This window comes from Polaromonas sp. YR568 (genome assembly GCF_943369415.1).
Lineage (GTDB): Bacteria > Pseudomonadota > Gammaproteobacteria > Burkholderiales > Burkholderiaceae_C > Polaromonas.
The window spans coordinates 192,198-213,875 of the sequence record NZ_CALRNF020000004.1 but is presented as its reverse complement, the minus strand read 5'-3'; the positions used below and the strand labels follow the sequence as shown (position 1 = coordinate 213,875).

Below are 21,678 nucleotides of genomic sequence, written 5' to 3'. Positions count from 1 at the left end.
CGCCGCCGACATCTCCGACTACATCGTCGGCTTCTACAACAGCCGGCGCCTGCACTCAACCCTGGGTTATCTGCCTCCCAATGTCTATGAACGACAAATGGCCGAACGTGCCCTTATCGAGGTGTCCGAAATTACTTGACCAGCACACTGCTCTGGTTCGGAATCCCCTCCATGGGCGCCTCATCCGTGCCGATGGTCGTCCGCGTGAACGACTCCACCTGCGTGCGCGCGGCCTCAGGATCGCGCAGCCAGTCGGCGTAAAAAGTGAAGGGGCAGGTCGGTGTTCCCTTGTCACCGTCGCCTGAGTTGATCATGCCGGTGTAGCCGCGGTGCAGCAGCTTGAATAAATGGTTTTCCGACTGGCCGTTGCGGCGGAAGTCGCGGATCAGGCTCTTGGACAGCGCCGCGTACTGCACGCCCATTTCTTCCTCGCCGCATTCGCCCAGCGTGCGGCCGTCAAAGCCTATCAGCGCCGAGTGGCCGAAATAGGAATACACGCCGTCAAAACCCGAGGCATTGGCCACCGCCACATAGGTGTTGTTGGCAAAGGCCATGGCCTTGGAGATCAAAATCTGCTGTTCCTTGGCCGGGTACATATACCCCTGGCAGCGGACGATGAGCTCAGCACCCTTCATCGCGCAGTCGCGCCATATCTCGGGGTAGTTGCCGTCGTCGCAGATGATCAGGCTGATCTTCATGCCCTTGGGCCCGTCGCTCACGTAAGTGCGGTCGCCGGGGTACCAGCCCTCGATGGGTACCCAGGGCATGATCTTGCGGTACTTCTGCACGATCTCGCCCTGGTCGTTCATCAGGATCAGCGTGTTGTAAGGCGCCTTGCGCGGATGCTCTTCGTGCCGCTCGCCGGTCAGCGAGAACACGCCCCAGACCTTGGCGCGCCGGCAGGCCGCCGCGAAGATCTCGGTCTCAAAGCCCGGCACGGTGGCGGCATTCTCATGCATCTCCTTGCTGTCGTACATGATGCCGTGGGTGCTGTACTCGGGGAAGATCACCAGGTCCAGGCCCGGCAGGCCCTTCTTCATGCCTTCGAGCATGCGCGCGATGTTGTTGGCGTTCTCCACCACTTCGGCTTTGGTGTGAAGCCGCGGCATCTTGTAGTTGACCACCGCCACGCCGACGGTGTCCTTGCTGCTTGATATGTCGCCGTGAATCATGTCAAAACTCCTTGTTCTCTTCGGTAGCCGTTACACCAACCGCGACCCAAAGCGATCGGCGTGATTTAACCCAGGAACAGCGCGGAACTGGCTTTGCCAGGCCGCAGATGTCGCCCCCTTGAGGGGGAGGCGCCGCAGGCGCCTTGGGGGGGAGCCCATGTCTAGTGGCTGATCATCCAGGGGCGCTTGCTGGGGAAAGCCTTGTTGCCGTTGGGCGCCGTCAGCGTGGCGCCGCGCTTGCCGCTTGAGCAGCAACCGCAGCCGGCCGGATGCTTGAGCCGCGCATAGTCGCCCGAGCGCTTGGGCTCATGCCGGGCACGCTCGTTGGTGTCCATGGCGCGGCGCGCGCCGTCTTCCATCAGCGCCAGCGAGGGCGCGACGGACAGGATGCGCGCGGCAGGGCCGCCGCAGCCTGGGCAGGCGGCCGCCTGGTTGCGCATGGAGACCGAGCGCAGCGCGTCGAAGCTGCCGCACTGCGGGCAGTCGTAGTCGTAGGTAGGCATGGTGCGGCGCCTTCCGTGTCAGGGCAGGTCGTGCGACAGCGGCATGCTGATCTTGCCGTCGATGTGCTTGATCGGCCCCGAGGCATTCGGGTTGATGTCGAAGTCGAAGATGCCGGTCGGCAGCCACAGCGTGGCGCAGGAGTTCGGCACGTCGACCACGCCGCTGATGTGGCCCTGCACCGGCGCCGTTCCCAGGATGGAATAGGCCTGCGCGCCCGAATAGCCGAATTTCTTCAGGTACTCGATGGCGTTCAGGCAGGCCTGGCGGTAGGCGACGTTCACGTCCAGGTAGTACTGCTTGCCGGCCTCGTCGACCGAGATGCCTTCGAAGATCAGGTAGTCGTCGTAGCGCGGCGTGATTACGCTGGGCTTGAAGATCGGGTTCTTGATGCCGTACTTGGCCATGCCGCCCTTGATCAGCGTGACCTTCATGTGCACCCAGCCGGCCATCTCGATGGCGCCGCAGAAGGTGATTTCGCCGTCGCCCTGGCTGAAGTGCAGGTCGCCCACCGACAGGCCCGCGCCGTCGACATAGACCGGGAAGAACACCTTGGAGCCGCGCGACAAATCCTTGATGTCGCAGTTGCCGCCGTGCTCGCGCGGCGGCACGGTGCGCGCGCCCTCGGCGGCGGCCTTGTCGCGCGCCGCGCCCGTCATCTTGCCCATGTGGGCGGTGCCGGCCGAAGGCGGGTTGGCGAGACCCGTGCGCGTCGGGTCGCTGTCGATCAGCGCCTGTTCGCGCGTGTTCCAGGTGTCCAGCATGGCCTTGTCGGGAAGGCAGCCGATCAGGCCGGGGTGGATCAACCCGGCGAAGTTCACGCCCGGAATGTGGCGCGAACTCGTGAACATGCCCTTGAAGTCCCAGATCGATTTCTGCGCTTCGGGGAAATGGTCGGTCAAAAATCCGCCGCCGTTCTTCTTGCTGAAAAATCCGTTGAAGCCCCAGAGGCTGTCCTGCTTGGCGCCTATGTCCAGCAGGTCGACCACCAGCAGATCGCCGGGTTCCGCGCCCTTGACACCGACCGGGCCAGAGAGGTAGTGCACGGTGCTCAGGTCGATGTCGCGCACGTCGTCGGCGCTGTCGTTGTTCTTGATGAAGCCGCCGGTCCAGTCGAAGGTTTCCAGGATGAAGTCATCGCCCGGGTTGACCCAGCAGGCCATGGGGATGTCCGGGTGCCAGCGGTTGTGGATGTTTTCGTTAAGGGTGGGCGACTTCGTCAGGTCAACCTTGATCAGCGTGTCGGTCATGCCATATCTCCTGGTGGTGGTGGGTAAGAAAAAAGAAGGAAAAGAAAGGAAAGAAAAAATCAGACGGAAAGAAACTGCTTGATGCGCGCCGTGTCGGTGCCGGCACGGGTGCTTTCATGCACCAGCTGCCCGCCCTCGATGACGAACAGCCGGTCGGCCACGTCCATCGCGAAGCTCAGCACCTGCTCCGACACCACAATCGTGATTTCGCGCATCTTGCGGATCTCGTTGAGGGCGCGCGCGATGTCCTTGATGATGGAAGGCTGTATGCCCTCGGTCGGCTCATCCAGCAGCAGCACCTTGGGGTTGGTCACCAGCGCGCGGGCAATCGCCAGCTGCTGCTGCTGGCCGCCCGAGAGGTTGCCGCCCTTGCGGCTGCGCATGTCGAAGAGCACCGGGAACAGCGCGTAGATCTCGTCCGGGATCTGCTTGTGTTTGGCGTTCTCCAGGCCGGTCAGGATGTTTTCCTGCACCGTCAGCGTCGGGAAAATCATGCGGCCCTGCGGCACATAGGCCACGCCCTTGGCGACGCGCTGGTAGCTCTCGTCCTTGGAGATGTCCAGGCCGTCGACTTCAATCGTTCCGGACTTGAGCGGCAGGATGCCGATCAGCGACTTGAACAGCGTGGTCTTGCCCATGCCGTTGCGGCCCATGATGGCCACGGTTTCGTTCTTCTTGGCGCTGAAGGTGATGCCGTGCAGCGCCTCGCTCTGGCCGTAGCTGACGTGGAGGTTGTTGACGTTGAGCATGGTTTTCTCCTTAGTGGCCCAGGTACACGTCGATCACGCGCGGATCGGCCTGCACTTTTTCCATCGATCCTTCGGCCAGGATCTTTCCCTGGTGCATGACGGTGACCTTGTCGGCGATGCGCTTGACGAATTCCATGTCGTGCTCGATGACGATCATGGCGCGGCCCTTGCAGATGCGTTTGAGCAGCTCGGCCGTCAGCTCGCGCTCGCGCACGCTCATGCCGGCAATCGGCTCGTCCAGCATCAAAAGCTCCGGGTCCTGCATCAGCAGCATGCCGATTTCCAGCCACTGCTTCTGCCCGTGCGAGAGCAGGCCGGCCTCGGTGTCGACCTGGCCGTCCAGGCCGATCTCGGCCGCCACGGCCTGCACGCGCGCCTTGACTTCCTCGGTGCGCTTGAAGAACAGCGCGCCGAACACGCCGCGCCCGCGCGGGAAGGACACTTCCAGGTTCTGGAACACGCTGAGGTTTTCGTAGATGGACGGCGTCTGGAACTTGCGGCCTATGCCGGAGCGCACGATCTGGTATTCGGGCAGCTTGGTCATTTCCGTGTTCTTGAACTTGATGCGGCCTTGGCTGGCGCGGGTCTTGCCGCAGATCAGGTCCAGCAGCGTGGTCTTGCCCGCACCGTTGGGGCCGATGATCACGCGCAGCTCGTTCTGGTCGACGTAGAGGTTCAGGCTGTCTATGGCCTTGAAGCCGTCGAAGGACACCGTCAGGTCTTCGACCGACAGCACAAAGTCATTGGGGCTCATGGCGGCGGCGGGGGTCATGATGGATTCCTTGGGTGGTTCAGGTTTGCTGGCTGCTCAGGCCTGCGGGCAGCGTGGGCGATTCAGGCGTCGCGGCCGGCGGGGGCGCCAATGGCGGAGCGGCTGGCGGCGCGACCTTCTCGGGCCGCGTAAACCGTTTGGCCAGCCAGGGCTTGACGCGCTGCGTGTAGACGCCGGCCAGGCCGTCGGGGAAGGCCAGCACCACGCCCAGGAACATGCCGGCCATCAGGAACAGCCAGAGGTCGGGAAAGCTTTCGGAGAAATAGGTCTTGCCGAAGTTCACCAGCAGCGCGCCGTAGACCGCGCCCACCAGCGACATGCGCCCGCCCACGGCGGCGAAGATCACCATCTCGATGGAGGGCACGATGCCGACCAGCGAGGGCGACATGAAACCGACCTGCAAGGTGAACATCGCGCCGCCCACGGCCGACAGCATGGCCGCAAAGCAGAAGGCGAAGACCCGGAACATGGCCACGTCGTAACCCGAAAAGCGCACGCGGTCTTCCTTGTCGCGCATGGCCAGCAGCAGCGTGCCCAGCTTGCTTTTCTGGATCCAGGTGCACAGCACGATGGCGCCCAGCAGCAGGCCCACGGTGAGGAAGTAGAGGATGTACTTGGCGCTGTCGGTGCGCGTGTCCCAGCCCAGGATGGTCTTGAGGTCGGTCATGCCGTTGACGCCGCCGGTGTAGCCCTGCTGGCCGATGATGAGCACCGTGAGGATCAGCGCCACGGCCTGCGTGATGATGGCGAAGTAGACGCCGCCCACACGCCGCTTGAACATGGCGTAGCCGATGATGAAGGCCAGCAACGTGGGCACCACCAGGATCAGCAGCAAGGTCAGCGGGAAGGACTGGAAGGGCTTCCACCAGATCGGCAGCGCGGTGATCTGGTTCCAGTCCATGAAGTCGGGAATGCCGGGCGTGGACTGGATCTTGGTGGTGATGGGGTCGCTGGCTTCGAGTTTCAAAAACATCGCCATGCCGTAGCCGCCCAGGCCGAAGAACACGCCCTGGCCCAGGCTCAGCACGCCGCCGTAACCCCACAGCATCACCAGGCCCAGCGCGACGAAGGCATAACTGAGGTACTTGCCCACGAGGTTGAGGCGGAACAGATCCAGCGCCAGGGGAAAGGCCACCAGCAGCACCAGGGCCAGCAGGGCGACGTTGCCCAGGCCGTTGCGCACTATCCATTGCTTGAGGCTGTTCATGAAAAACTCCGGTTGTCTAGGGTTGCCGTGGAATGCTGTGGAAATAAGGGGAAGCTCAGCGCCGCACCTTGGAGGCGAACAGGCCTTGCGGGCGCAGCATCAGGATGGTCACGATGGTCATCAGCGTCAGCACCTTGGCCGTGGAGCCGGTCATGAAGAACTCGGCGATGGACTGCGTCTGCGCGATGCCGAAGGCCGAGACCACGGTGCCCAGCAGGCTGGCCGCGCCGCCGAAGGTGACGACCAGGAAGGCGTCGACGATGTAGAGCGAGCCGCTGGTGGGGCCGGTGGAGCCAATCGTGGTGAAGGCCGCGCCGGCCACGCCGGCGATGCCGCAGCCGATGGCAAAGGTCAGGCGGTCGGTCTTCTTGGTGTTGATGCCGGTGGCGTTGGCCATCACGCGGTTGGCGACGGTGGCGCGCACACGCAGGCCCCAGCGCGACTTGTGCAGCGCAATCAGCACGCCGCAGGTCACGACCAAAGTCAGCGCCATCACAAACATGCCGTTGATCGGAATGTCCAGGCCTTCAGCCGGTGCCCAGGAGCCCATGAGCCACTCGGGCAGGGTGGGGCTGACTTCCTTGGCGCCGAAGGTGGTGCGAAAGATCTGCTGCATGCCCAGCGACAGGCCCCAGGTGGCCAGCAGGGTGTCCAGCGGGCGTTTGTAGAGATGGCGTATGAAGGCCCATTCGGCCAGCCAGCCGACGGCGAAGGCAAAGATGAAGGCCGCGACGATGGCAAACGGGAAGTAAGCCTGCACGAAACCCGGTGCGTAGGTTTCGGACAGGTGCGAAAAAAGGTAGATGGTGTAGGCGCCTATGGTCATGAACTCGCCATGCGCCATGTTGATCACGCCCATCTGGCCGAAGATGATGGCCAGGCCCAGGCCCATGAGCAGCAGCACGGAAAACAGGCTGAGCCCGGCAAAGCCTTGCATCAGGCCGATGTTGAGCATTTCGGAAAGATTCATGGTGGGGCTCCGGTGCGGGTCAAAAAGGCGGGGCGTCTGCGAAGAAAGAAGATAGGGAAAAGAAGAAGCCCCTGCCGGCTCACCCAGCCACATGGCTGAGTGAACCGGTAGGAGCCAGCGCCGCCGCTTACTGGTAGCCCTTGGGGAAGGGGTTGGGTTCGATCAATGCCGGCGATTCGGCGACCACCTTGAACTGGCCGTCGGCCTGCGCCTGGCCGATGCGGGCCTTGCTCCACAGGTGGTGGTTCTCATGCAGCTTCACGTAGCCTTCGGGCGCGGTCTTGAGCTCGATGCCGGCGGAGGCCGCGGCGATCTTGTCCACGTCAAAGCTGCCGGCCTTTTCAACCGTGGCTTTCCACAGCCAGGGGCCGAGGTAGCCGGCCTGCGTCACGTCGCCGATCACCGCGTCCTTGCCGTACTTGGCCTTGAAGGCGCTGACGAAAGCCTTGTTGTTGGGGTTGTCCAGCGACTGGAAGTACTTCATGGAGGCGTAGAAGCCGTTCATGTTCTCGCCGCCAATACCGAGCACTTCGTCTTCCGTGACCGAGATGGTCAGCAGGAACTGCTTGGCGGCGGTGACACCGGCGGCCTTCAGCTGCTTGTAGAAGGCCACGTTGGAGCCGCCCACCACCGCGATGAAGATGCAGTCGGGCTTGGCGACCTTGATCTTGTTGATCAGCGAGTTGAAGTTGGTGTGGCCCAGCGGGTAGTACTCTTCGCCGACGACCTTGCTGCCGGTGAGGTGGGCTTCAATGTGCTTGCGGCCTATCTTCATCGAGGTGCGCGGCCAGATGTAGTCGGAGCCGACCAGGAAGAAGGTCTTGGCTTTCTTTTCTTTAGACGCCCAGTCCAGGCCGTAAAGGATTTGCTGCGTGGCTTCCTGGCCGGTGTAGATCACGTTCTTGCTCTGCTCCAGGCCTTCGTAAAAGGTCGGGTAGTACAGCATGCCGTTTTCTTTTTCGAAGATGGGCAGCACGGCCTTGCGCGAGGCCGAGGTCCAGCAGCCGAAAACGGCGGCGACCTTGTCGTTGACCAGCAGCTTCTTGGATTTCTCGGCGAAGGTCGGCCAGTCGGAGGCGCCGTCTTCCTTGATGACCTTGATCTTGCGGCCCAGCACGCCGCCCATGGCGTTGATCTGGTCGATGGCCAGCTGCTCGGCCTGGATGGAGCCGGTTTCTGAAATCGCCATGGTGCCGGTGGCCGAGTGCAGCTGCCCCACGGTCACTTCGGTGTCGGTGACGGCCAGCTTGGTCGTGTTGACCTTGGCCGTGGGGAACTGCTGCGCTTGCGCCCAGCCGGGCAGGCCGGCCAGCGGCAGGGCCGCGGCGACGCCCTGCATGAGGCGGCGGCGGTTGATGAAGGAAGATGGATCGCGATCGTCGTTGGACATGCTGGGCTCCTGCGGTTGATGAAAAACTGAAATTGAAAAGTCGAAAGGTGAAGGAAAAAACTGACGCAATAAAAAGAGGAAGGCTTACGTTCGGGTCAGGTGAATCATGTTCACAAGGGCTGCGCATCCCTATACGTCAATCAACGTAGCCCCCCTTGCTGGTGCGCTGCACCAGATGCGGGCACACTTCTTGCGGGACGTTGGGGAGTGAGTTGCCGCAGCCCTACGGCCGTTTGACGGAGACCCGCCTTGACCATCGCCACCCAGAAAATTTTCCGTATTCGACGCGAGTACAACGCGTGGGTGGCCGACGAATCCATCGAGGACTACGCGCTGCGCTACACGCCGCGCGGCTTTCGCAAGTGGTCGGAGTGGCGCGTGGGCAACACGGCTTTCGGCGCGATGTCCTTCCTGGCGCTGGAGGCCATAGGCGGCGCCATCGCGCTCAACTACGGCTTCACCAACGCGCTGTGGGCCATCCTGGTGGTGGGGCTCATCACCTTCTTCACCGGCCTGCCCATCAGCTACTACGCGGCGCGCTACGGCGTGGACATGGACCTGCTGACGCGCGGCGCCGGCTTCGGTTACCTGGGCTCGACCATCACCTCGCTGATCTACGCGAGCTTCACTTTCATCTTCTTCGCGCTGGAGGCGGCCATCATGGCGCTGGCGCTGCAGATGTACCTCGACATCCCGATTGCCTGGTGTTACGTGATCAGCGCGGTGGTCATCGTGCCCATGGTGGTCCGCGGCATCACGCTGATCTCGCGCCTGCAGATGTGGACGCAGCCGCTGTGGGGCGTGTTATTGCTCCTGCCTTACCTGGCCGTGCTCTGGAAGAACCCGCAGGCGTTTTCGGACTTCACGGGCCTCACCGGCCGCACCTCGGGCAGCAGCGAGTTCGACCCGCTCATGTTTGGTGCGGCCGCCACCGTGGCGTTCTCGCTTGTGGTGCAGATCGGCGAGCAGGTCGACTTCTTGCGCTTCCTTCCTGAAAAGACGCATGCGAACCGCAGGCGCTGGTGGGCCGCGGTGCTGATGGCCGGGCCGGGCTGGATCGTCCTGGGCATGCTGAAGATGCTGGGCGGCGCCTTCCTGGCCTTCCTGGTGCTGCAGCACGAGTTGCCGGCCTCCAAGGCGGTGGAGCCCACGCAGATGTACCTGGCCGGCTTCGCCTACGTGTTCAGCGACCCGGCCTGGATCCTGGCCGCGACCGTGGTCTTCGTCGTGGTGTCGCAGCTCAAGATCAACCTGACCAATGCCTACGCGGGTTCGCTGGCCTGGTCCAACTTCTTCGCGCGCCTCACGCACAGCCACCCGGGCCGTGTGGTGTGGCTGGTGTTCAACGTGGCGATCGCGCTGCTGCTGATGACGCTGGACGTCTTCTCAGCGCTCGAAAAAGTGCTGGGGCTTTACAGCAACGTCGCGATTGCCTGGGTGGGCGCGCTGGTGGCCGACCTCGTCATCAACAAGCCGCTGGGCCTGAGCCCGCCGGGCATTGAATTCAAGCGCGCGCACCTCTACGACATCAACCCGGTGGGGCTGGGCTCCATGCTGCTGGCGACCGTGGTTTCGGTGTTCGCCTATACCGGCGCCATGGGCGCCAAGGCAGAGGCCTTTTCGCCTTTCATCGCGCTGGGCATGGCGCTGGTGCTGTCGCCGCTGCTGGCCTGGGTGACCAAGGGGCGCTATTACGTCGCGCGCAAGCCGCAGGCCATGGGCGTGCCCGGCCAGATGGTGCGCTGCCACGTCTGCGAGAACGCCTTCGAGGCCGAAGACATGGCCAGCTGCCCGGCCTACGGCGCGCCCATCTGCTCGCTGTGCTGCACGCTGGAGTCGCGCTGCCACGACCGCTGCAAGACGCGCTCGCGCGCGGCGGAGCAGGCCGAGGAGTTTTTGAGCAAGCTGCTGCCGAGCGCGTTGTCCAGCCGCGTGAACTTCCGCGTCGGCCACTACATGGTGGTGATGCTCTCGCTGTGCGCGCTGCTGGCCACGGTGATGGGCATGGTCTACATGCAGGAGACCACCTTTCCGCCCTCGGGTGATCTTTCAGGGCTGCTGCGCTCGGCTTTCGTCAAGGTCTTCGCCATGCTGCTGCTGATCGTCGCGGTCTGCAGCTGGTGGGTGGTGCTGGGCAGCGAGAGCCGGCGCATGGCGCAGGACGAGTCGAACCGGCAGAACCAGCTGCTGTCGCGCGAGATCGAAGCGCACCAGCGCACCGACGCGGCGCTGCAGACCGCCAAGGAAGTCGCCGAGTCGGCCAACCAGGCCAAGACGCGCTACGTGGCCGGCATGACGCACGAGCTGCGCACGCCGCTCAACAGTATCCTGGGCTATTCGCAAATTCTGCTGAAAAGCGAAGCATTGGCCAGCACGCCGCGCGTCGCCGTGCAGACCATACAGCGCAGCGGCGAGCACCTGTTGCAGCTGGTCGACGGCCTGCTGGACCTGGCGCGCATCGAGGCCGGGCGCCTGCGGCTGGAGCCGATTCCCGTGCCGCTGCCCGACTTCCTCGAAGGCCTGGTCAGCATGGTGCGGCCGCAGGCCGAGGCCAAGGGCGTGGATTTTTTCTATACCCACAGCGGCCGCATGCCGGCCTGGGTGCAGGCCGACGCCAAGCGGCTGCGCCAGATCATCATCAACCTGCTGAGCAATGCGGTGATGTTCACCGACACGGGCAGCGTGAAGCTGCATGTGGACTGCCGGCGCGAGGTGATCCGCTTCGACGTGGTGGACACCGGCATAGGCATCGCGCCGCAGGACCAGCAGCGCATCTTTTTGCCCTTTGAGCGCGGCGCCGCGGGCCGCCGCCGCGGTGAGCCCGGCACAGGCCTGGGCCTGACCATCACGGGCCTTTTGACCGCGCTGATGGGCGGCGACCTCACACTGCAAAGCGAACCCGACAAAGGCAGCACCTTCAGCGTGCGCCTGTATTTGCGCGAGATCGACGACCCCGGCCCGCTCGCCGACCCGCCGCACCAGATCGCCGGCTTCTTCGGCAAACGCAGGACACTGCTGGTGGTCGACGACCAGCCGGTGCAGCGCCAGATGCTGGCCGGCATGCTCACGCCGCTGGGCTTTGACGTCAAGGAGGCGGCCAGCGGCCTGGAATGCATAGACAGCCTCAAGGACGGCGTGCCCGACGCCATCCTGCTGGACATCAGCATGGACGACCTGGATGGCTGGGAAACCGCACTGCAGATACGCCACCGGGGTTATGCCGATGTGCCCATCATCGTGGTGTCGGCCAACGTGTTCGAGAACCAGGCCTCGCGCCTCAAGGCAACCGGCTGCCAGGCTTTTGTCGGCAAGCCGGTGCTCGAATCGGAATTGATGGACGCCTTGCAGCGCCACCTGGGGCTGGAGTGGGTGACCTCGGTGGTCTCGCCGGCGCCGCTGGCAGGCCCGTCGGGGGAAAGCTCGCTGGGCCTGCCAGAGGAGGCCCGCGCCGGGCTGATACGCCTGGTGAAGCTGGGCCACGTGCACGGCCTGCACCGCCTGCTGGACCGCGTCACGGCCGAAGACCCGGCGCTGGCCGCCAGTTGCGCGCGGCTGCGCGGCTTTGTGAGCCGCTGCGAGCTGGAATTGCTGCTCGACCATTTGACGGAGGACGTCGATGCTTGAGGCTGAAGAACAGCGCCCCGTGGTGCTGGTGGTGGACGACGCCCCCAGCAGCCTGGGCATGCTCTGTGACACGCTGGAAGGCGAGGGCTACACCGTGCTGGTGGCGCGCGACGGTGGCTCTGCCCTGCAGCGCCTGGAACTGGTCGCGCCCGACGCCATCCTGATGGACGCCGTCATGCCCGGCCTTTCGGGCTTCGACACCTGCCGGCAGATCAAGGCCAACCCGGTCATGGCGCACATCCCGGTGATCTTCATGACGGGCCTGTCGGAGACGCCGCACGTGCTCGAAGGCTTTGCCTGCGGCGGCGTGGACTACGTCGTCAAGCCGCTGCGCGCGCAGGAGGTGGTGGCGCGCCTGCACACCCACACGCGCAATGCGCGCATGACGCGGCTGGCGCGCGAGGCCGTGGACGTGGCCGGCTTCGGCGTGGTGCTGGTCGATGCGCGCGGGCGTATCGCCTGGCGCTCGCCACAGGCGGCCCTGTGGCTGCAGGGTGCCGAGAGCGGCGCGCAGCCGGGGCGCCTGCCCGATGCGGTGTATGCCGCGCTGGAGAGCGACACCGACGAAGTACTGCTGGCCCTGGCCGGCGTGCAGCTGTCGGTGCGCAACATGGGCCGGGTCGGCATAGGCGAAACCATGCTGCTGCTGGAGCAGCGCGGCGCCAATGCCGCCTCGCCCTCGCGCCTGGCCAATGCCGCGCTGACGCCGCGCGAAACCGAGGTGCTCTCCTGGCTGGCCAAGGGCAAGACCAACCGCGACATCGGCGACATCCTGGGCATGAGCCACCGCACGGTGAACAAGCACCTGGAGCATATTTTTGAGAAGCTCGGCGTCGAGACCCGGGCGGCTGCCGCGGCGCTCGCGACCGGACACGTGTTTTAAGCGCTTCGCCTTGACGGGTGGGTGCCGGCCGCTCCTGAATCCATAGCGGGCCGGAGCTCAAGGCCGGGCGGCTGCCGGCTTGCCTACAATCAGGGAACAGTGAGGAGTTCCCCCGAATGAGCATCAAGAGCGACAAATGGATACGCCACATGGCGGAAACCACCGGCATGATCGAGCCCTTCGAGCCCGGCCAGATACGCGCCACGGCCGCCGGCCAGAAGATCATCAGCTACGGCACCAGCAGCTACGGCTACGACATCCGCTGCGCGCCCGAGTTCAAGGTCTTCACCAACATCCACAGCACCGTGGTCGACCCGAAGAACTTCGACGAGAAAAGTTTCGTCGACTTCCACGGCGACAGCTGCATCATCCCGCCCAACAGCTTCGCGCTGGCCCGCACCGTCGAGTACTTCCGCATCCCGCGCAACGTGCTGACCATCTGCCTGGGCAAAAGCACCTATGCGCGCTGCGGCATCATCGTCAACGTCACGCCGTTCGAGCCCGAGTGGGAAGGCTACGTGACGCTGGAGTTTTCCAACACCACCCCGCTGCCCGCCAAGATCTACGCCGGCGAAGGCTGCGCCCAGGTGCTGTTCTTCGAGAGCGACAAGGACGACGTCTGCGAAGTCAGCTACAAGGACCGCGGCGGGAAGTACCAGGGGCAGGTTGGGGTGACGTTGCCCAAGGCCTGAGCGCCAGCAGTCGGACAGATGTCCGGCAGCATCCTGCTACCGCCTAAGACGGTTTGCGGCAGCTGGCACAGCGGATTGCGCGCCTGGTTCGCAAAGAGCCCGCGCGGGTGTTCACCCCGGCGGATTTTCTGGACCTTGGCACACCCCATGCAGTGGGCATGGCGCTGTCGCGCATGGTGCGCGCAGGCGCATTGCGCCGTGTGGCGCGCGGCCTGTATGACGTGCCGCGCAACCATCCCTTGCTGGGCGAACTGAGCCCGTCTACCGATGCGGTGGTGCAAGCCGTGGCCCGGCGCGACGGCGTAGTGGTGCAGCCCCTGGATGTGGAGGCCACGAACCTCTTGGGTCTGAGCGAGCAGGTGGTCGCCAAGCCGGTGTATGAAACCAATGGCCCCAGCCGGAAGCTGTGGGTGGGGGAGCAGGAGATTGAATTCAAGCATCGATCACCCCGGCGCGTCACGGCCGCAGCCGAGTCCAGCAACCTCGTGTTTGCGGCGCTACGCGGCCTGGGCAAAGCCCATGTGACGATGGAGCGCGTGGCGCACCTGCAGCAGATGCTGCCGCCGAAGCAGCGCGCGCAGTTGCTCAAAGATTTGCCGCTGGCGCCGGCGTGGATGCACCCGTATTTGCGCCACATCTCTTCGCGCCAGCGCGAAGAGATGTGATACAAAGATTCAACTTCCAGCCAGAAAGTCAACCCATGCGCCCATCGACAGCACTACACACGCACCGCGAAGCCATCCGTGCTATCGCTCTGCGTCATCGGGTGACCAACGTGCGCGTGTTTGGCTCGGTCCTGCATGGTGATGACATTGAGGGTAGCGACCTTGACATCCTGGTAGAGCCAACGGCAGAGACCACCATGATGGACATTGCCAAAATTCAGCTTGAACTGGGCCAATTACTCAGCGTTGCGGTGGATGTGCTCACACCCAGGGGTTTGCCTGAAAAATTCCGTTCTCAAGTGATTGCCGAGGCGCAGCCGCTGTGAGCAAACAGACGCTCTACGGGCTCTGGACTATCTGACTCACATTGTGGAAGCTATAGACCGCATTGACCGTTATGCGGACGGCATGACCGAGTTGTCTTTTCTCTCTGATGAAAAGACGCAAGATGCCGTAGTGCGTAACTTCGAAGTTTTGGGTGAGGCGGCCAACAACATTGAAAAGCTACACCCGGTCTATGCCAAAGCGCATGCCGATGTTCCCTGGGCCTTGATGTACACCATGCGCAACCGGGTAGCGCATGGCTATTTCAAGGTTGACTACGAGTTGGTGTGGAAGACCATTCATGCTGATTTGCCGGAATTGCGCGCGCAGGTGGCCGCACTATTGGACGCCTCAGAAAATTGAGGGCCGGTTTCGGCCCCGGCCCCGAAATCCCCCTTACTTCACCAGCAACACAGGCGTCTCGCTCTCAGCGACCACACGCTGCGCCACGCTGCCGATCAGCGCGCGGCTCAGCAAACCTTGTCCGTGTGTGCCCATCACGATCAGGTGGGCTTTTTCGCGCTTGGCGGCGCGCAGGATTTCCGCGGTGGGCGAGCCGACCACGGCGACGGTTTTGAACGACATCTTGTGGCGCTTGAGGAAGCGTTCGATGGGTGCCAGCACCTTCTGGGATTCTTCGGCGTGATACGCCGTGACGTTGGCGGCGCCCAGCATGGTCTTGACGCGGCCCGGGACGGGGGCCTGCACATTGAGCACCACCACCTCGCCTTCGGCGCCCGCGAGGTCTTCGTGGTTGACCAGGAAGGCCAGGGCTTTTTTGGTGTACTTGCTGCCGTCGGCAGCGAACAGAATCTTCATGGTGTTATCTCCGGTTGAACGGGCCAGCGTAACACCAGAGGCCGTCTTGAAACATTGCAGGCCAATGCCGATGCCCAAGCCACCTTTCGAATCTTCACCTTGCGCGGCCTGAAAGTTTTTGGTGCTTGCCGTCTTCCCGAGGCATACCGGGCCCAAAAAAGCAATGGTCATAAACACAAAAAAGCGGTTGTTCAGTGCCGAAACATCGTGTTACATTCGCTGCCGTACCCGATAAGCATGACAAAAAAAGGGAGGCATGAATGTCTGTTGGCCCACTATCAATTTCCATCAAGGCGCTGCCTTTTTTGCGCAGGCCGTTGCCGCTGACGCGTTTTTCGGCGGCACAAGCTTGACCCGCCTGGCAGCCGGCGCGGCCATGGCGCTTGTCTTCTGTCTGGGCGGTTGCGCCTCGATCACCAGCGGCACCAGCCAGCGCATTGCGGTTACTGCCGTGTGTGAGGGCGACATTGTTCCCGCCACTTCCTGCAAGCTGAGCAACGACAAGGGAAGCTGGCAACTCACCACGCCGGAATCCATCGCGATCCGCAAGTCCTACGGCGAACTGACCGTCGCCTGCAGCAAGGCGCAGTCCAGTGGCTCGGCCCGGTTCGTCTCCAAAAACAACAACGGCGCCTGGGGCAACCTGCTCGCGGGCGGCCTGATTGGCTACGCGGTCGACTCGGGTAACGGGGCGGGGTTTAACTACCCCGAGGACGTGGCGGTAGTGCTCGGCAGCCCGTGCCCGCCGCAAGCTGTTTCAACAACACCAGTTTCAACAACCATGAAGGAGTGAGGATATGAAGTTTCTGAAATTATTGTGCGCGGCCGTTGGCGCCGCCGTGGTTCTGCAGCTCACCGGTTGCGCCGCCTCGGCCACCTCGCAAGCCATGACCGTGAAGCCGGGCAGCGTCGCGACCGTCAACCCCAAGCTCAAGGGCGCGGTCAAGCTGGGTGAAGTGACGGGGGGCAAGGCCACCAACCCGATGTGGACCTCACAGGTGGACGGGGCCAGTTTCAAGAAGGCCCTGGAGGACAGCCTTGCCATCAGCGGTTATCTCGCCACCGATCCGGCGCAGGCGAAGTACGCCGTATCGGCCAACCTGGCGGAACTCGACCAGCCTCTTATGGGATTCACCCTGGACGTGAAGTCCAGCATTACCTACCAGGTGGCGGGCCCGGGCGTGACGCGTGACTACCCCGTCAAAGCCACCGGCAGCGCCACCGTGTCGGATGCCTTCATGGCCGTGGAAAGGCTGCGCCTGTCCAACGAACGTTCCATCCTTGAGAACATCAAGGAATTCCTCAATCAGCTGGCGAACTTCAGCGATTAAAAAAGACTAACCCGCCGCGCGCGCCGCGGCCAGGTCCCAGCCCGCCCAGCCGCAGCTTTTGAACAGCACCGGCCCGGCGGGTTTTTTCATGTCCTGGCGTATCACGTCGCCCAGGGTGGCGAAGCGGGCGACGTCCAGGCCGGCCTGCAGCAGGTCGCCGGCTTCATGCACTGCGTCGGCGGTGTCGACAAACACATCGCCCTGCGCCGCGACGTACTGGCACAGCGCGGCGCTCAGTTCCACCATGGTGGGCGTGAAGGCGCCGACGGCGCTGATAAAGCCGTCGTCGCGCGGCAGGGCGCTGAGCACCACGCCGCCGGCGGGCGTGCAGATGGCGGCCAGCGGGCAGTCGGCCAGTGCGACGTCGGCGTCGGGCACGACGCGCGCATTCAGGCCCAGCGTCTCTGCATGCCATGCCAGCGCCTGGGCGCTGGCATGGCTGCGCGAGGTGATGCGGAAATCGCGCACGCCCAGGCCTTCGGCAAATGCCTCCAGATGCGCAAGGCCCTGCACGCCGGCGCCTACGACCAGCATGGGCCCCCGGGTGTTGGGCGCCAGCTTTTGCGCGGCCAGCAGCGAGACGGCGGCGGTGCGCCTGGCGGTGACGGTGGGGCCGTCCAGCATCAGCCGGCGCCGGCCGGTGATCACGTCAAACACCACCACGTCGCCCTGAATGGCGGGCAGGCCGGTGCCGGCATTGGCGGGGGTCAGGGTGATGAGCTTGGTGATCGCGGTGCGGGCGTCCAGCGCCGGCATCACAAACAGGCTGCCGCCGCCGGGCAGGGCCTGCACCACCCGCTGCGGCACGCGGACCGACTCGTCCTTGAGCAGGCGCGTGAGTTCGGTGACCAGCTGCGGATAGGGCAGCCGGGCGGCCGTCTGGCCAGCGTCCAGCGAGGTGGGAAGCGGGTTGGGCGTCGTCATGCCTGAGATGGTAAGCGGGATGGCCGGCGATGTGGTGAATGGGCCGGTGCGCCTGCCGGGTACGCGAGAGGTTTTTATCCTACAGCGTGACGGGCTGGGCGCCGAATGGCGGATTGCAAGGCCTGCCTAACATGGAGCCATCACCACCGGGAGGGCCGCCATGTTTTCTGACCATACGCCAAAAATTGAAGAGACACCTTACAAAAAGCTGCTGCTGATCGCGGCGGGTCTTGTCATTCTTTGCCAGCTGGCCGCCATGGCTTTTGTGGCGGAGTCTCAGGTCGCCAAAGCCAGGGAGCGGGACAACCAGCGCAATGCCCAACTCGCCGCAATCTCTCAATGCATGGAAACCAGCGCCGGCGCTGCGCGCAGCCAGTGCATCCAGCAGGCCAGTGTGGTCGCCACGGCGTCGCCGCAGCCCGCCACCGCCAGCGCGGCCAAGGAACCGGCCTATGCCGATGCCTCCACCTCCTCGGGTGGTGTGATGCCCGCCCATTCGCCGTCGCGGCCGCCGCAAGGCTTTATGGCCGCGTCTTTCGCGATTCGTTAAGCCCTTCCAGCCGTCCGCTGTCAGGCCCGCGTAGGGCTGGCGCGGTTAGCATGGGCGCACGATGAAACCGTCGCGCCCACCCTCCGGCCCCCTCTCACGTCTTTACCAGCCGCGCAATCCGCTGTTCTGGCTGATGCTCACGCTCAATGCGCTTTCGCCGGCGCTTGCCTGGGTGGTCAACAACCGTCCGCTCAATGCGTGGGCGACCGTGGTGCTCACCTGTTTTGCGCTGGGCAACGCGGTGCTGGGCACTTTTTTGCTGTGGCGCCTGCTGCGCGAAGAGCCCGCCGCGCCCGCGCAGGACGACACACCCTAGCTCACAGCCCCCGCGCCTTTGGCGATGTCCTGCGTCGTGGCCAGCGCCGCCGCCACGGCAAGCCGCAAGCCGCGCACGATTTCCTCCAGCGGCAGGCTGGGCGCGCCTTGCTCCGGCAGGTAAGGCACATGGATGAAGCCGCCGCGCGTGCGTTTAAAGCCGCGTTTTGTGGCCAGCGCATGCATGAGCGCATAAAACACGTGGTTGCAGACAAAGGTGCCCGCCGTTTGCGAGACCTCGGCCGCCACGCCCGCTTTCTGCAGCGCCTGCAGCATGGCCTTGATGGGCAGGCTGCTGAAGTAGGCCGCCGGCCCGCCGGCCACCACCGGCGTGTCGACAGGCTGGCCGCCGTGGTTGTCGGGAATGCGGGCATCGTTGACGTTGATGGCAACGCGCTCCAGCGAGATCGCGCCGCGCCCGCCGGCCTGGCCGACGCAGATCACCAGCGCGGGCTTGTGCAAGGCGAGCAGGCGCACAAGTTCGGCGGCGGAGTCCTTGAACACGGTGGGCAACTGCGCCGCAACCAGAAGGTGGCCGCCAATGCGCTTGCCGCGCAGCGCCTTCACCGCCAGCCAGCTGGGGTTGAGGGGCTGGCTGCTGTGCCCGGTATCGCCAAAGGGGTCGAAACCGGTCAACAGGACGCGGGGGAGGGAGGAGGCTGTGGTGGGCATGCCGCCATTGTGAAGGACAGCGGTGTTTTGGCTACCATGGCCCCATGAACACCTCAGCCCATCCGGACATTCCCGCGCTGGTCGCCGACCTCACGCGCGCCCGCCTTGACGCCAGCCCGCTGCCCTGGCCCATCACCGTGCCGGCCGATGTGCCGCTGGCCTATGCCACCGCGCTGGCTGTGCGCGCGGCGCGCAGCGCGCAAGGTGAGCGCCCGGTGGGTTACAAGGTGGGCTTCACCAACCGCACGATCTGGCCGCGTTATGAGGTGTATGGCCCGATCTGGGGAACGGTATGGGACAGCAGCCTGGCGCATGTCGACGCCTCCGGGCCGAACGAAGGCGTGCTGTCGCTCAAGGGCCTGTGCGAGCCGCGCATAGAACCGGAGGTGGTGTTCGGCCTGCGCGAGGCGCCGCCGCCCGATTGCACGGCTGCGCAGCTGGTGGCCGCGATCGACTGGGTGGCGCACGGTTATGAAATCGTGCACACGCATTTCCCGGGCTGGAAGTTCAGCGCCGCGCAAGGAGTGGCTGATGGCGGCCTGCATGGCCGGCTGCTGGTGGGCCACAGCGTCAAGCTGCCTGCCGGTACTGCATCCGAAGCGCTCATGGAAGCCTTGGCGGGATTACGGCTCAAACTCTACGGGGACGGTGTGCTGAAAGACGAGGGCGTGGGTGCCAATGTGCTGGACGGCCCGGTGCAGGCGCTGCTGCACTTTGTGCGCGAGCTGCGCGCCACGCCCGATGCACCGGTTTTGCGGGCCGGCGACCTCATCACCACCGGCACGCTGACCGATGCCTGGCCGGTGCAGGCGGGGCAGACCTGGCATACGGAAATCGAGGCGTCGGGGCCCGTGGCCGGCGCGCTCAAGGGACTGAGGGTGCGATTCGAATAAGCCCCGATAGCGTGACCCTTATTTCTTGATCACGGCCCCGGTCTCGCTGTCGAACTTCACGACCCGCACCTGGCCGTTCTGGCCGGGGAAGTCGTCGAACACCGCGCGCACCAGGTAGGGCACGACCAGCGGCAGCTCGCCGCTGCCGCCTTCGTAGACGGCGCGCGATTCAAACACCGTGCGCGGCGGCTTGCCGGGCGGTGTGTCTTTGGTGTCGAGCAGCCGCAGGCGCAGGCTGCTGGTGTAAATCGTCACGCTCATGGGCCGGTCGCCCACGTAACGCGGCCCGAAGGGGTCGGGCACCCAGCCGCCGCCGTAGAGGCGCCCGGCGGCGTCGCGGTAGGGCGGCAGGAAGACCATGTTGTCCTGGTAGACCGGCTGCAGCCAGGTTTTTTCGTCGCTGCGGCTGCTGGTGGCCACGTCGACCTGCAGGCGCCCCACCTGGCCTTCCGCCGCGCGCCTGAGGCCGCGTCTTTCGAGTTCGGCCTGCACATAGCCTTCGTAGGTGGCCTGCTCCAGCTGCCGCGTGGTGTCCATGGGCGTGATGTAGCTGAAGGTGCTGCCCGCCGCGTCGGCCGGCCACTGGTTGAAGCTGGTCACGCGCGTGGTGATGGGGCTGGCGCAGGCCGTCAGCAATGCGGCCAGCAACAGCGCCAGCCAAAGGCGTGGCGAGAAAAACACGGAGCCGGCGACGCGCTGCGGGCCGGGACCTGAGGGCATGGGGTGGGTCAAAGTGTTCATGGGAAATGGATACACCAGGGTTCAATTTTGTTCCGCGGCGGGGGGCCGCTCAAGTAAAGTCGGCGCATGCGCTGACAGCGGGCCGGGCTCTGGAGCTGCTTACGCGCCCGGCCCGGCAGGCCAGTATGCACCGATGACTGACAGGGAGACACCATGAAGTGGGAAGGCAACCGCGAATCCGACAACGTTGAAGACCGCCGCGATGACGGCGGCGGGGGCGGCGGCTTCGGCTTCGGCGGCCGCAGCATTGGCATAGGCACCATCGTCGTGGCGCTGGTAGGCGGCTGGATCTTCGGCATCAACCCGCTGACCATCCTCGGGCTGCTCAGCGGCGGCGGGCCGCCGGCCCAGGTGCAGCAGCAGGGCCCGGCCCACAAGCCGCCGGCCGACGACCGCATGGCCAAATTTGTCTCCACCGTGTTGGCGGATACCGAAGACGTCTGGACCGACGTCTTCACCAAGGGCGGCGCCACTTACCAGAAACCCCGGCTGGTGCTCTTCAGGGGCGCCACACAAACCGCCTGCGGCCAGGGCCAGGCCGCCATGGGACCGTTTTACTGCCCGGGCGACCAGAAGGTCTACATCGACCTCGGCTTTTACGAAACCCTGCGCAGCCGCCTGGGCGCACCCGGCGACTTCGCCCAGGCTTACGTGATCGCGCACGAGGTGGGCCACCATGTGCAGAACCTGCTGGGCATCAGCGGCAAGATGGACCAGATGCGCGGCCGCGTCAGCAAGGCCGAATACAACGCCCTCAGCGTGAAGCTGGAGCTGCAGGCCGACTGCTTTGCCGGCGTCTGGGCGCACAACGCGCAGAACGCCCGCCAGATCCTGGAGCAGGGCGACGTCGAGGAAGCCATGAATGCCGCCGCCAAAATCGGCGACGACGCCCTGCAGCGCGCCGGCGGCGGCGCGGTGGTGCCGGAAAGCTTTACCCACGGCACCAGCGCCCAGCGCCAGCGCTGGTTCGACACTGGTCTTAAAACCGGCAGCGTCAAGGCCTGCGATACCTTCAGTGCCCGGAGTTTGTAGTTGAATAGGGATTTGGCCTTGCCGGACGGAGGTGAAAAGCTATTAAATCAATAGCAATATGCTGCCGGAACCCCATCCGTCCGCCGGCCTCGAATAGCCATGAAGGCATGAATGGCCGGCAAAACCGGCGAATTCGCCCAAAGTGCGACAATAGAGGGCTAAGGAAGCTCCGTACAAGCCCCGCCTCGCGGCCCCCGTCGCG

General features: G+C 64.6%; 25 protein-coding genes. 13 read left to right on the top strand and 12 right to left on the bottom strand.

Annotated features, from left to right (window positions below; translation table 11 throughout):
• On the top strand, positions 1 to 139 hold a 139-nt coding region (locus tag ACLV74_RS04880), incomplete at its 5' end, for an IS3 family transposase (protein WP_411878256.1).
• Here the strand turns inward: ACLV74_RS04880 and ACLV74_RS04875 are convergent.
• From ACLV74_RS04875 to urtA, 8 genes are all read right to left on the bottom strand, one after another.
• The gene (locus tag ACLV74_RS04875; protein ID WP_411878250.1) at positions 132 to 1,172 is read right to left on the bottom strand and encodes an aliphatic amidase; all 1,041 of its coding nucleotides are present in this window, start codon (positions 1,170 to 1,172) and stop codon (positions 132 to 134) included. The two genes, ACLV74_RS04880 and ACLV74_RS04875, sit on opposite strands and share 8 nt — an antisense overlap.
• Positions 1,173 to 1,333: 161 nt before the next feature.
• Complete coding sequence (locus tag ACLV74_RS04870) at positions 1,334 to 1,675, bottom strand: zinc ribbon domain-containing protein (protein WP_411878249.1); 342 nt, start codon at positions 1,673 to 1,675, stop codon at positions 1,334 to 1,336.
• Positions 1,676 to 1,693: 18 nt separating this feature from the next.
• Positions 1,694 to 2,923 carry a formamidase gene (gene fmdA / locus ACLV74_RS04865; RefSeq protein ID WP_411878248.1) on the bottom strand — a complete coding sequence of 410 codons (1,230 nt, stop codon included), beginning with the start codon at positions 2,921 to 2,923 and terminating at the stop codon, positions 1,694 to 1,696.
• A 59-nt stretch (positions 2,924 to 2,982) separates the two neighbouring features.
• Complete coding sequence (urtE, locus tag ACLV74_RS04860) at positions 2,983 to 3,672, bottom strand: urea ABC transporter ATP-binding subunit UrtE (protein WP_007866241.1); 690 nt, start codon at positions 3,670 to 3,672, stop codon at positions 2,983 to 2,985.
• 10 nt (positions 3,673 to 3,682) lie between these two features.
• The gene (gene urtD / locus ACLV74_RS04855; protein ID WP_411878255.1) at positions 3,683 to 4,426 is read right to left on the bottom strand and encodes an urea ABC transporter ATP-binding protein UrtD; all 744 of its coding nucleotides are present in this window, start codon (positions 4,424 to 4,426) and stop codon (positions 3,683 to 3,685) included.
• Positions 4,427 to 4,463: 37 nt separating this feature from the next.
• Positions 4,464 to 5,651 (bottom strand): urea ABC transporter permease subunit UrtC, encoded by a 1,188-nt coding sequence (gene urtC / locus ACLV74_RS04850; RefSeq protein ID WP_411878247.1) that lies wholly within the window; start codon positions 5,649 to 5,651, stop codon positions 4,464 to 4,466.
• A 55-nt stretch (positions 5,652 to 5,706) separates the two neighbouring features.
• On the bottom strand, positions 5,707 to 6,621 hold the full coding sequence (gene urtB, locus ACLV74_RS04845) for an urea ABC transporter permease subunit UrtB (RefSeq protein ID WP_411878246.1): 915 nt from the start codon (positions 6,619 to 6,621) through the stop codon (positions 5,707 to 5,709).
• 127 nt (positions 6,622 to 6,748) lie between these two features.
• Entirely contained in the window at positions 6,749 to 8,011 is a 1,263-nt protein-coding gene (urtA, locus tag ACLV74_RS04840; RefSeq protein WP_411878245.1) for an urea ABC transporter substrate-binding protein, read from the bottom strand.
• Positions 8,012 to 8,260: 249 nt separating this feature from the next.
• On the opposite strand from urtA, the gene ACLV74_RS04835 reads away from it, so the two are divergent.
• The 6 genes from ACLV74_RS04835 to ACLV74_RS04810 all read left to right on the top strand — a co-directional run bounded on the left by ACLV74_RS04835 (position 8,261) and on the right by ACLV74_RS04810 (position 14,562).
• On the top strand, positions 8,261 to 11,635 hold the full coding sequence (locus ACLV74_RS04835; protein ID WP_411878244.1) for an ATP-binding protein: 3,375 nt from the start codon (positions 8,261 to 8,263) through the stop codon (positions 11,633 to 11,635).
• On the top strand, positions 11,628 to 12,518 hold the full coding sequence (locus tag ACLV74_RS04830) for a response regulator (protein WP_411878243.1): 891 nt from the start codon (positions 11,628 to 11,630) through the stop codon (positions 12,516 to 12,518). The genes ACLV74_RS04835 and ACLV74_RS04830 overlap by 8 nt, the downstream gene beginning before the upstream one ends.
• Positions 12,519 to 12,634: 116 nt before the next feature.
• Complete coding sequence (dcd, locus tag ACLV74_RS04825; protein ID WP_411878242.1) at positions 12,635 to 13,210, top strand: dCTP deaminase; 576 nt, start codon at positions 12,635 to 12,637, stop codon at positions 13,208 to 13,210.
• A gap of 53 nt (positions 13,211 to 13,263) precedes the next feature.
• Positions 13,264 to 13,875 carry a DUF6088 family protein gene (locus ACLV74_RS04820; RefSeq protein WP_411878241.1) on the top strand — a complete coding sequence of 204 codons (612 nt, stop codon included), beginning with the start codon at positions 13,264 to 13,266 and terminating at the stop codon, positions 13,873 to 13,875.
• 35 nt (positions 13,876 to 13,910) lie between these two features.
• A complete protein-coding gene (locus tag ACLV74_RS04815; protein ID WP_411878240.1) occupies positions 13,911 to 14,201 on the top strand; it encodes a nucleotidyltransferase family protein in 291 nt (96 codons plus the stop codon).
• Between the two features lie 43 nt (positions 14,202 to 14,244).
• Positions 14,245 to 14,562: a DUF86 domain-containing protein gene (locus ACLV74_RS04810; RefSeq protein WP_411878239.1), complete on the top strand. Its 318-nt coding sequence runs from the start codon at positions 14,245 to 14,247 to the stop codon at positions 14,560 to 14,562.
• Positions 14,563 to 14,595: 33 nt separating this feature from the next.
• Here ACLV74_RS04810 and ACLV74_RS04805 read toward each other — a convergent pair whose 3' ends face one another.
• Positions 14,596 to 15,018 (bottom strand): universal stress protein, encoded by a 423-nt coding sequence (locus ACLV74_RS04805; RefSeq protein ID WP_411878238.1) that lies wholly within the window; start codon positions 15,016 to 15,018, stop codon positions 14,596 to 14,598.
• A gap of 256 nt (positions 15,019 to 15,274) precedes the next feature.
• On the opposite strand from ACLV74_RS04805, the gene ACLV74_RS04800 reads away from it, so the two are divergent.
• Both ACLV74_RS04800 and ACLV74_RS04795 read left to right on the top strand, forming a co-directional pair.
• The gene (locus tag ACLV74_RS04800; RefSeq protein WP_411878237.1) at positions 15,275 to 15,811 is read left to right on the top strand and encodes a hypothetical protein; all 537 of its coding nucleotides are present in this window, start codon (positions 15,275 to 15,277) and stop codon (positions 15,809 to 15,811) included.
• A 4-nt stretch (positions 15,812 to 15,815) separates the two neighbouring features.
• On the top strand, positions 15,816 to 16,349 hold the full coding sequence (locus ACLV74_RS04795; protein WP_411878236.1) for a hypothetical protein: 534 nt from the start codon (positions 15,816 to 15,818) through the stop codon (positions 16,347 to 16,349).
• Positions 16,350 to 16,355: 6 nt separating this feature from the next.
• Here ACLV74_RS04795 and ACLV74_RS04790 read toward each other — a convergent pair whose 3' ends face one another.
• A complete protein-coding gene (locus ACLV74_RS04790) occupies positions 16,356 to 17,273 on the bottom strand; it encodes a delta(1)-pyrroline-2-carboxylate reductase family protein (protein WP_411878235.1) in 918 nt (305 codons plus the stop codon).
• A gap of 160 nt (positions 17,274 to 17,433) precedes the next feature.
• Between ACLV74_RS04790 and ACLV74_RS04785 the strand changes: the two genes are divergently transcribed.
• Both ACLV74_RS04785 and ACLV74_RS04780 read left to right on the top strand, forming a co-directional pair.
• A complete protein-coding gene (locus tag ACLV74_RS04785) occupies positions 17,434 to 17,823 on the top strand; it encodes a hypothetical protein (RefSeq protein WP_411878234.1) in 390 nt (129 codons plus the stop codon).
• Between the two features lie 61 nt (positions 17,824 to 17,884).
• Positions 17,885 to 18,139, top strand: a complete 255-nt coding sequence (locus ACLV74_RS04780; RefSeq protein ID WP_411878233.1) for a hypothetical protein — start codon at positions 17,885 to 17,887, stop codon at positions 18,137 to 18,139.
• Here the strand turns inward: ACLV74_RS04780 and pcp are convergent.
• Entirely contained in the window at positions 18,136 to 18,810 is a 675-nt protein-coding gene (gene pcp / locus ACLV74_RS04775) for a pyroglutamyl-peptidase I (RefSeq protein ID WP_411878232.1), read from the bottom strand. The genes ACLV74_RS04780 and pcp overlap by 4 nt on opposite strands.
• 44 nt (positions 18,811 to 18,854) lie before the next feature.
• Here pcp and ACLV74_RS04770 point away from each other — a divergent pair, with 44 nt between their 5' ends.
• Entirely contained in the window at positions 18,855 to 19,703 is an 849-nt protein-coding gene (locus ACLV74_RS04770; protein WP_411878231.1) for a 2-keto-4-pentenoate hydratase, read from the top strand.
• 18 nt (positions 19,704 to 19,721) lie between these two features.
• Here ACLV74_RS04770 and ACLV74_RS04765 read toward each other — a convergent pair whose 3' ends face one another.
• Entirely contained in the window at positions 19,722 to 20,444 is a 723-nt protein-coding gene (locus ACLV74_RS04765) for a DUF4136 domain-containing protein (RefSeq protein WP_411878230.1), read from the bottom strand.
• 153 nt (positions 20,445 to 20,597) lie between these two features.
• On the opposite strand from ACLV74_RS04765, the gene ACLV74_RS04760 reads away from it, so the two are divergent.
• Positions 20,598 to 21,476, top strand: coding sequence for a neutral zinc metallopeptidase (locus ACLV74_RS04760; protein ID WP_411878229.1), 879 nt, complete (start codon positions 20,598 to 20,600; stop codon positions 21,474 to 21,476).
• Positions 21,477 to 21,678 lie beyond the last annotated feature (202 nt).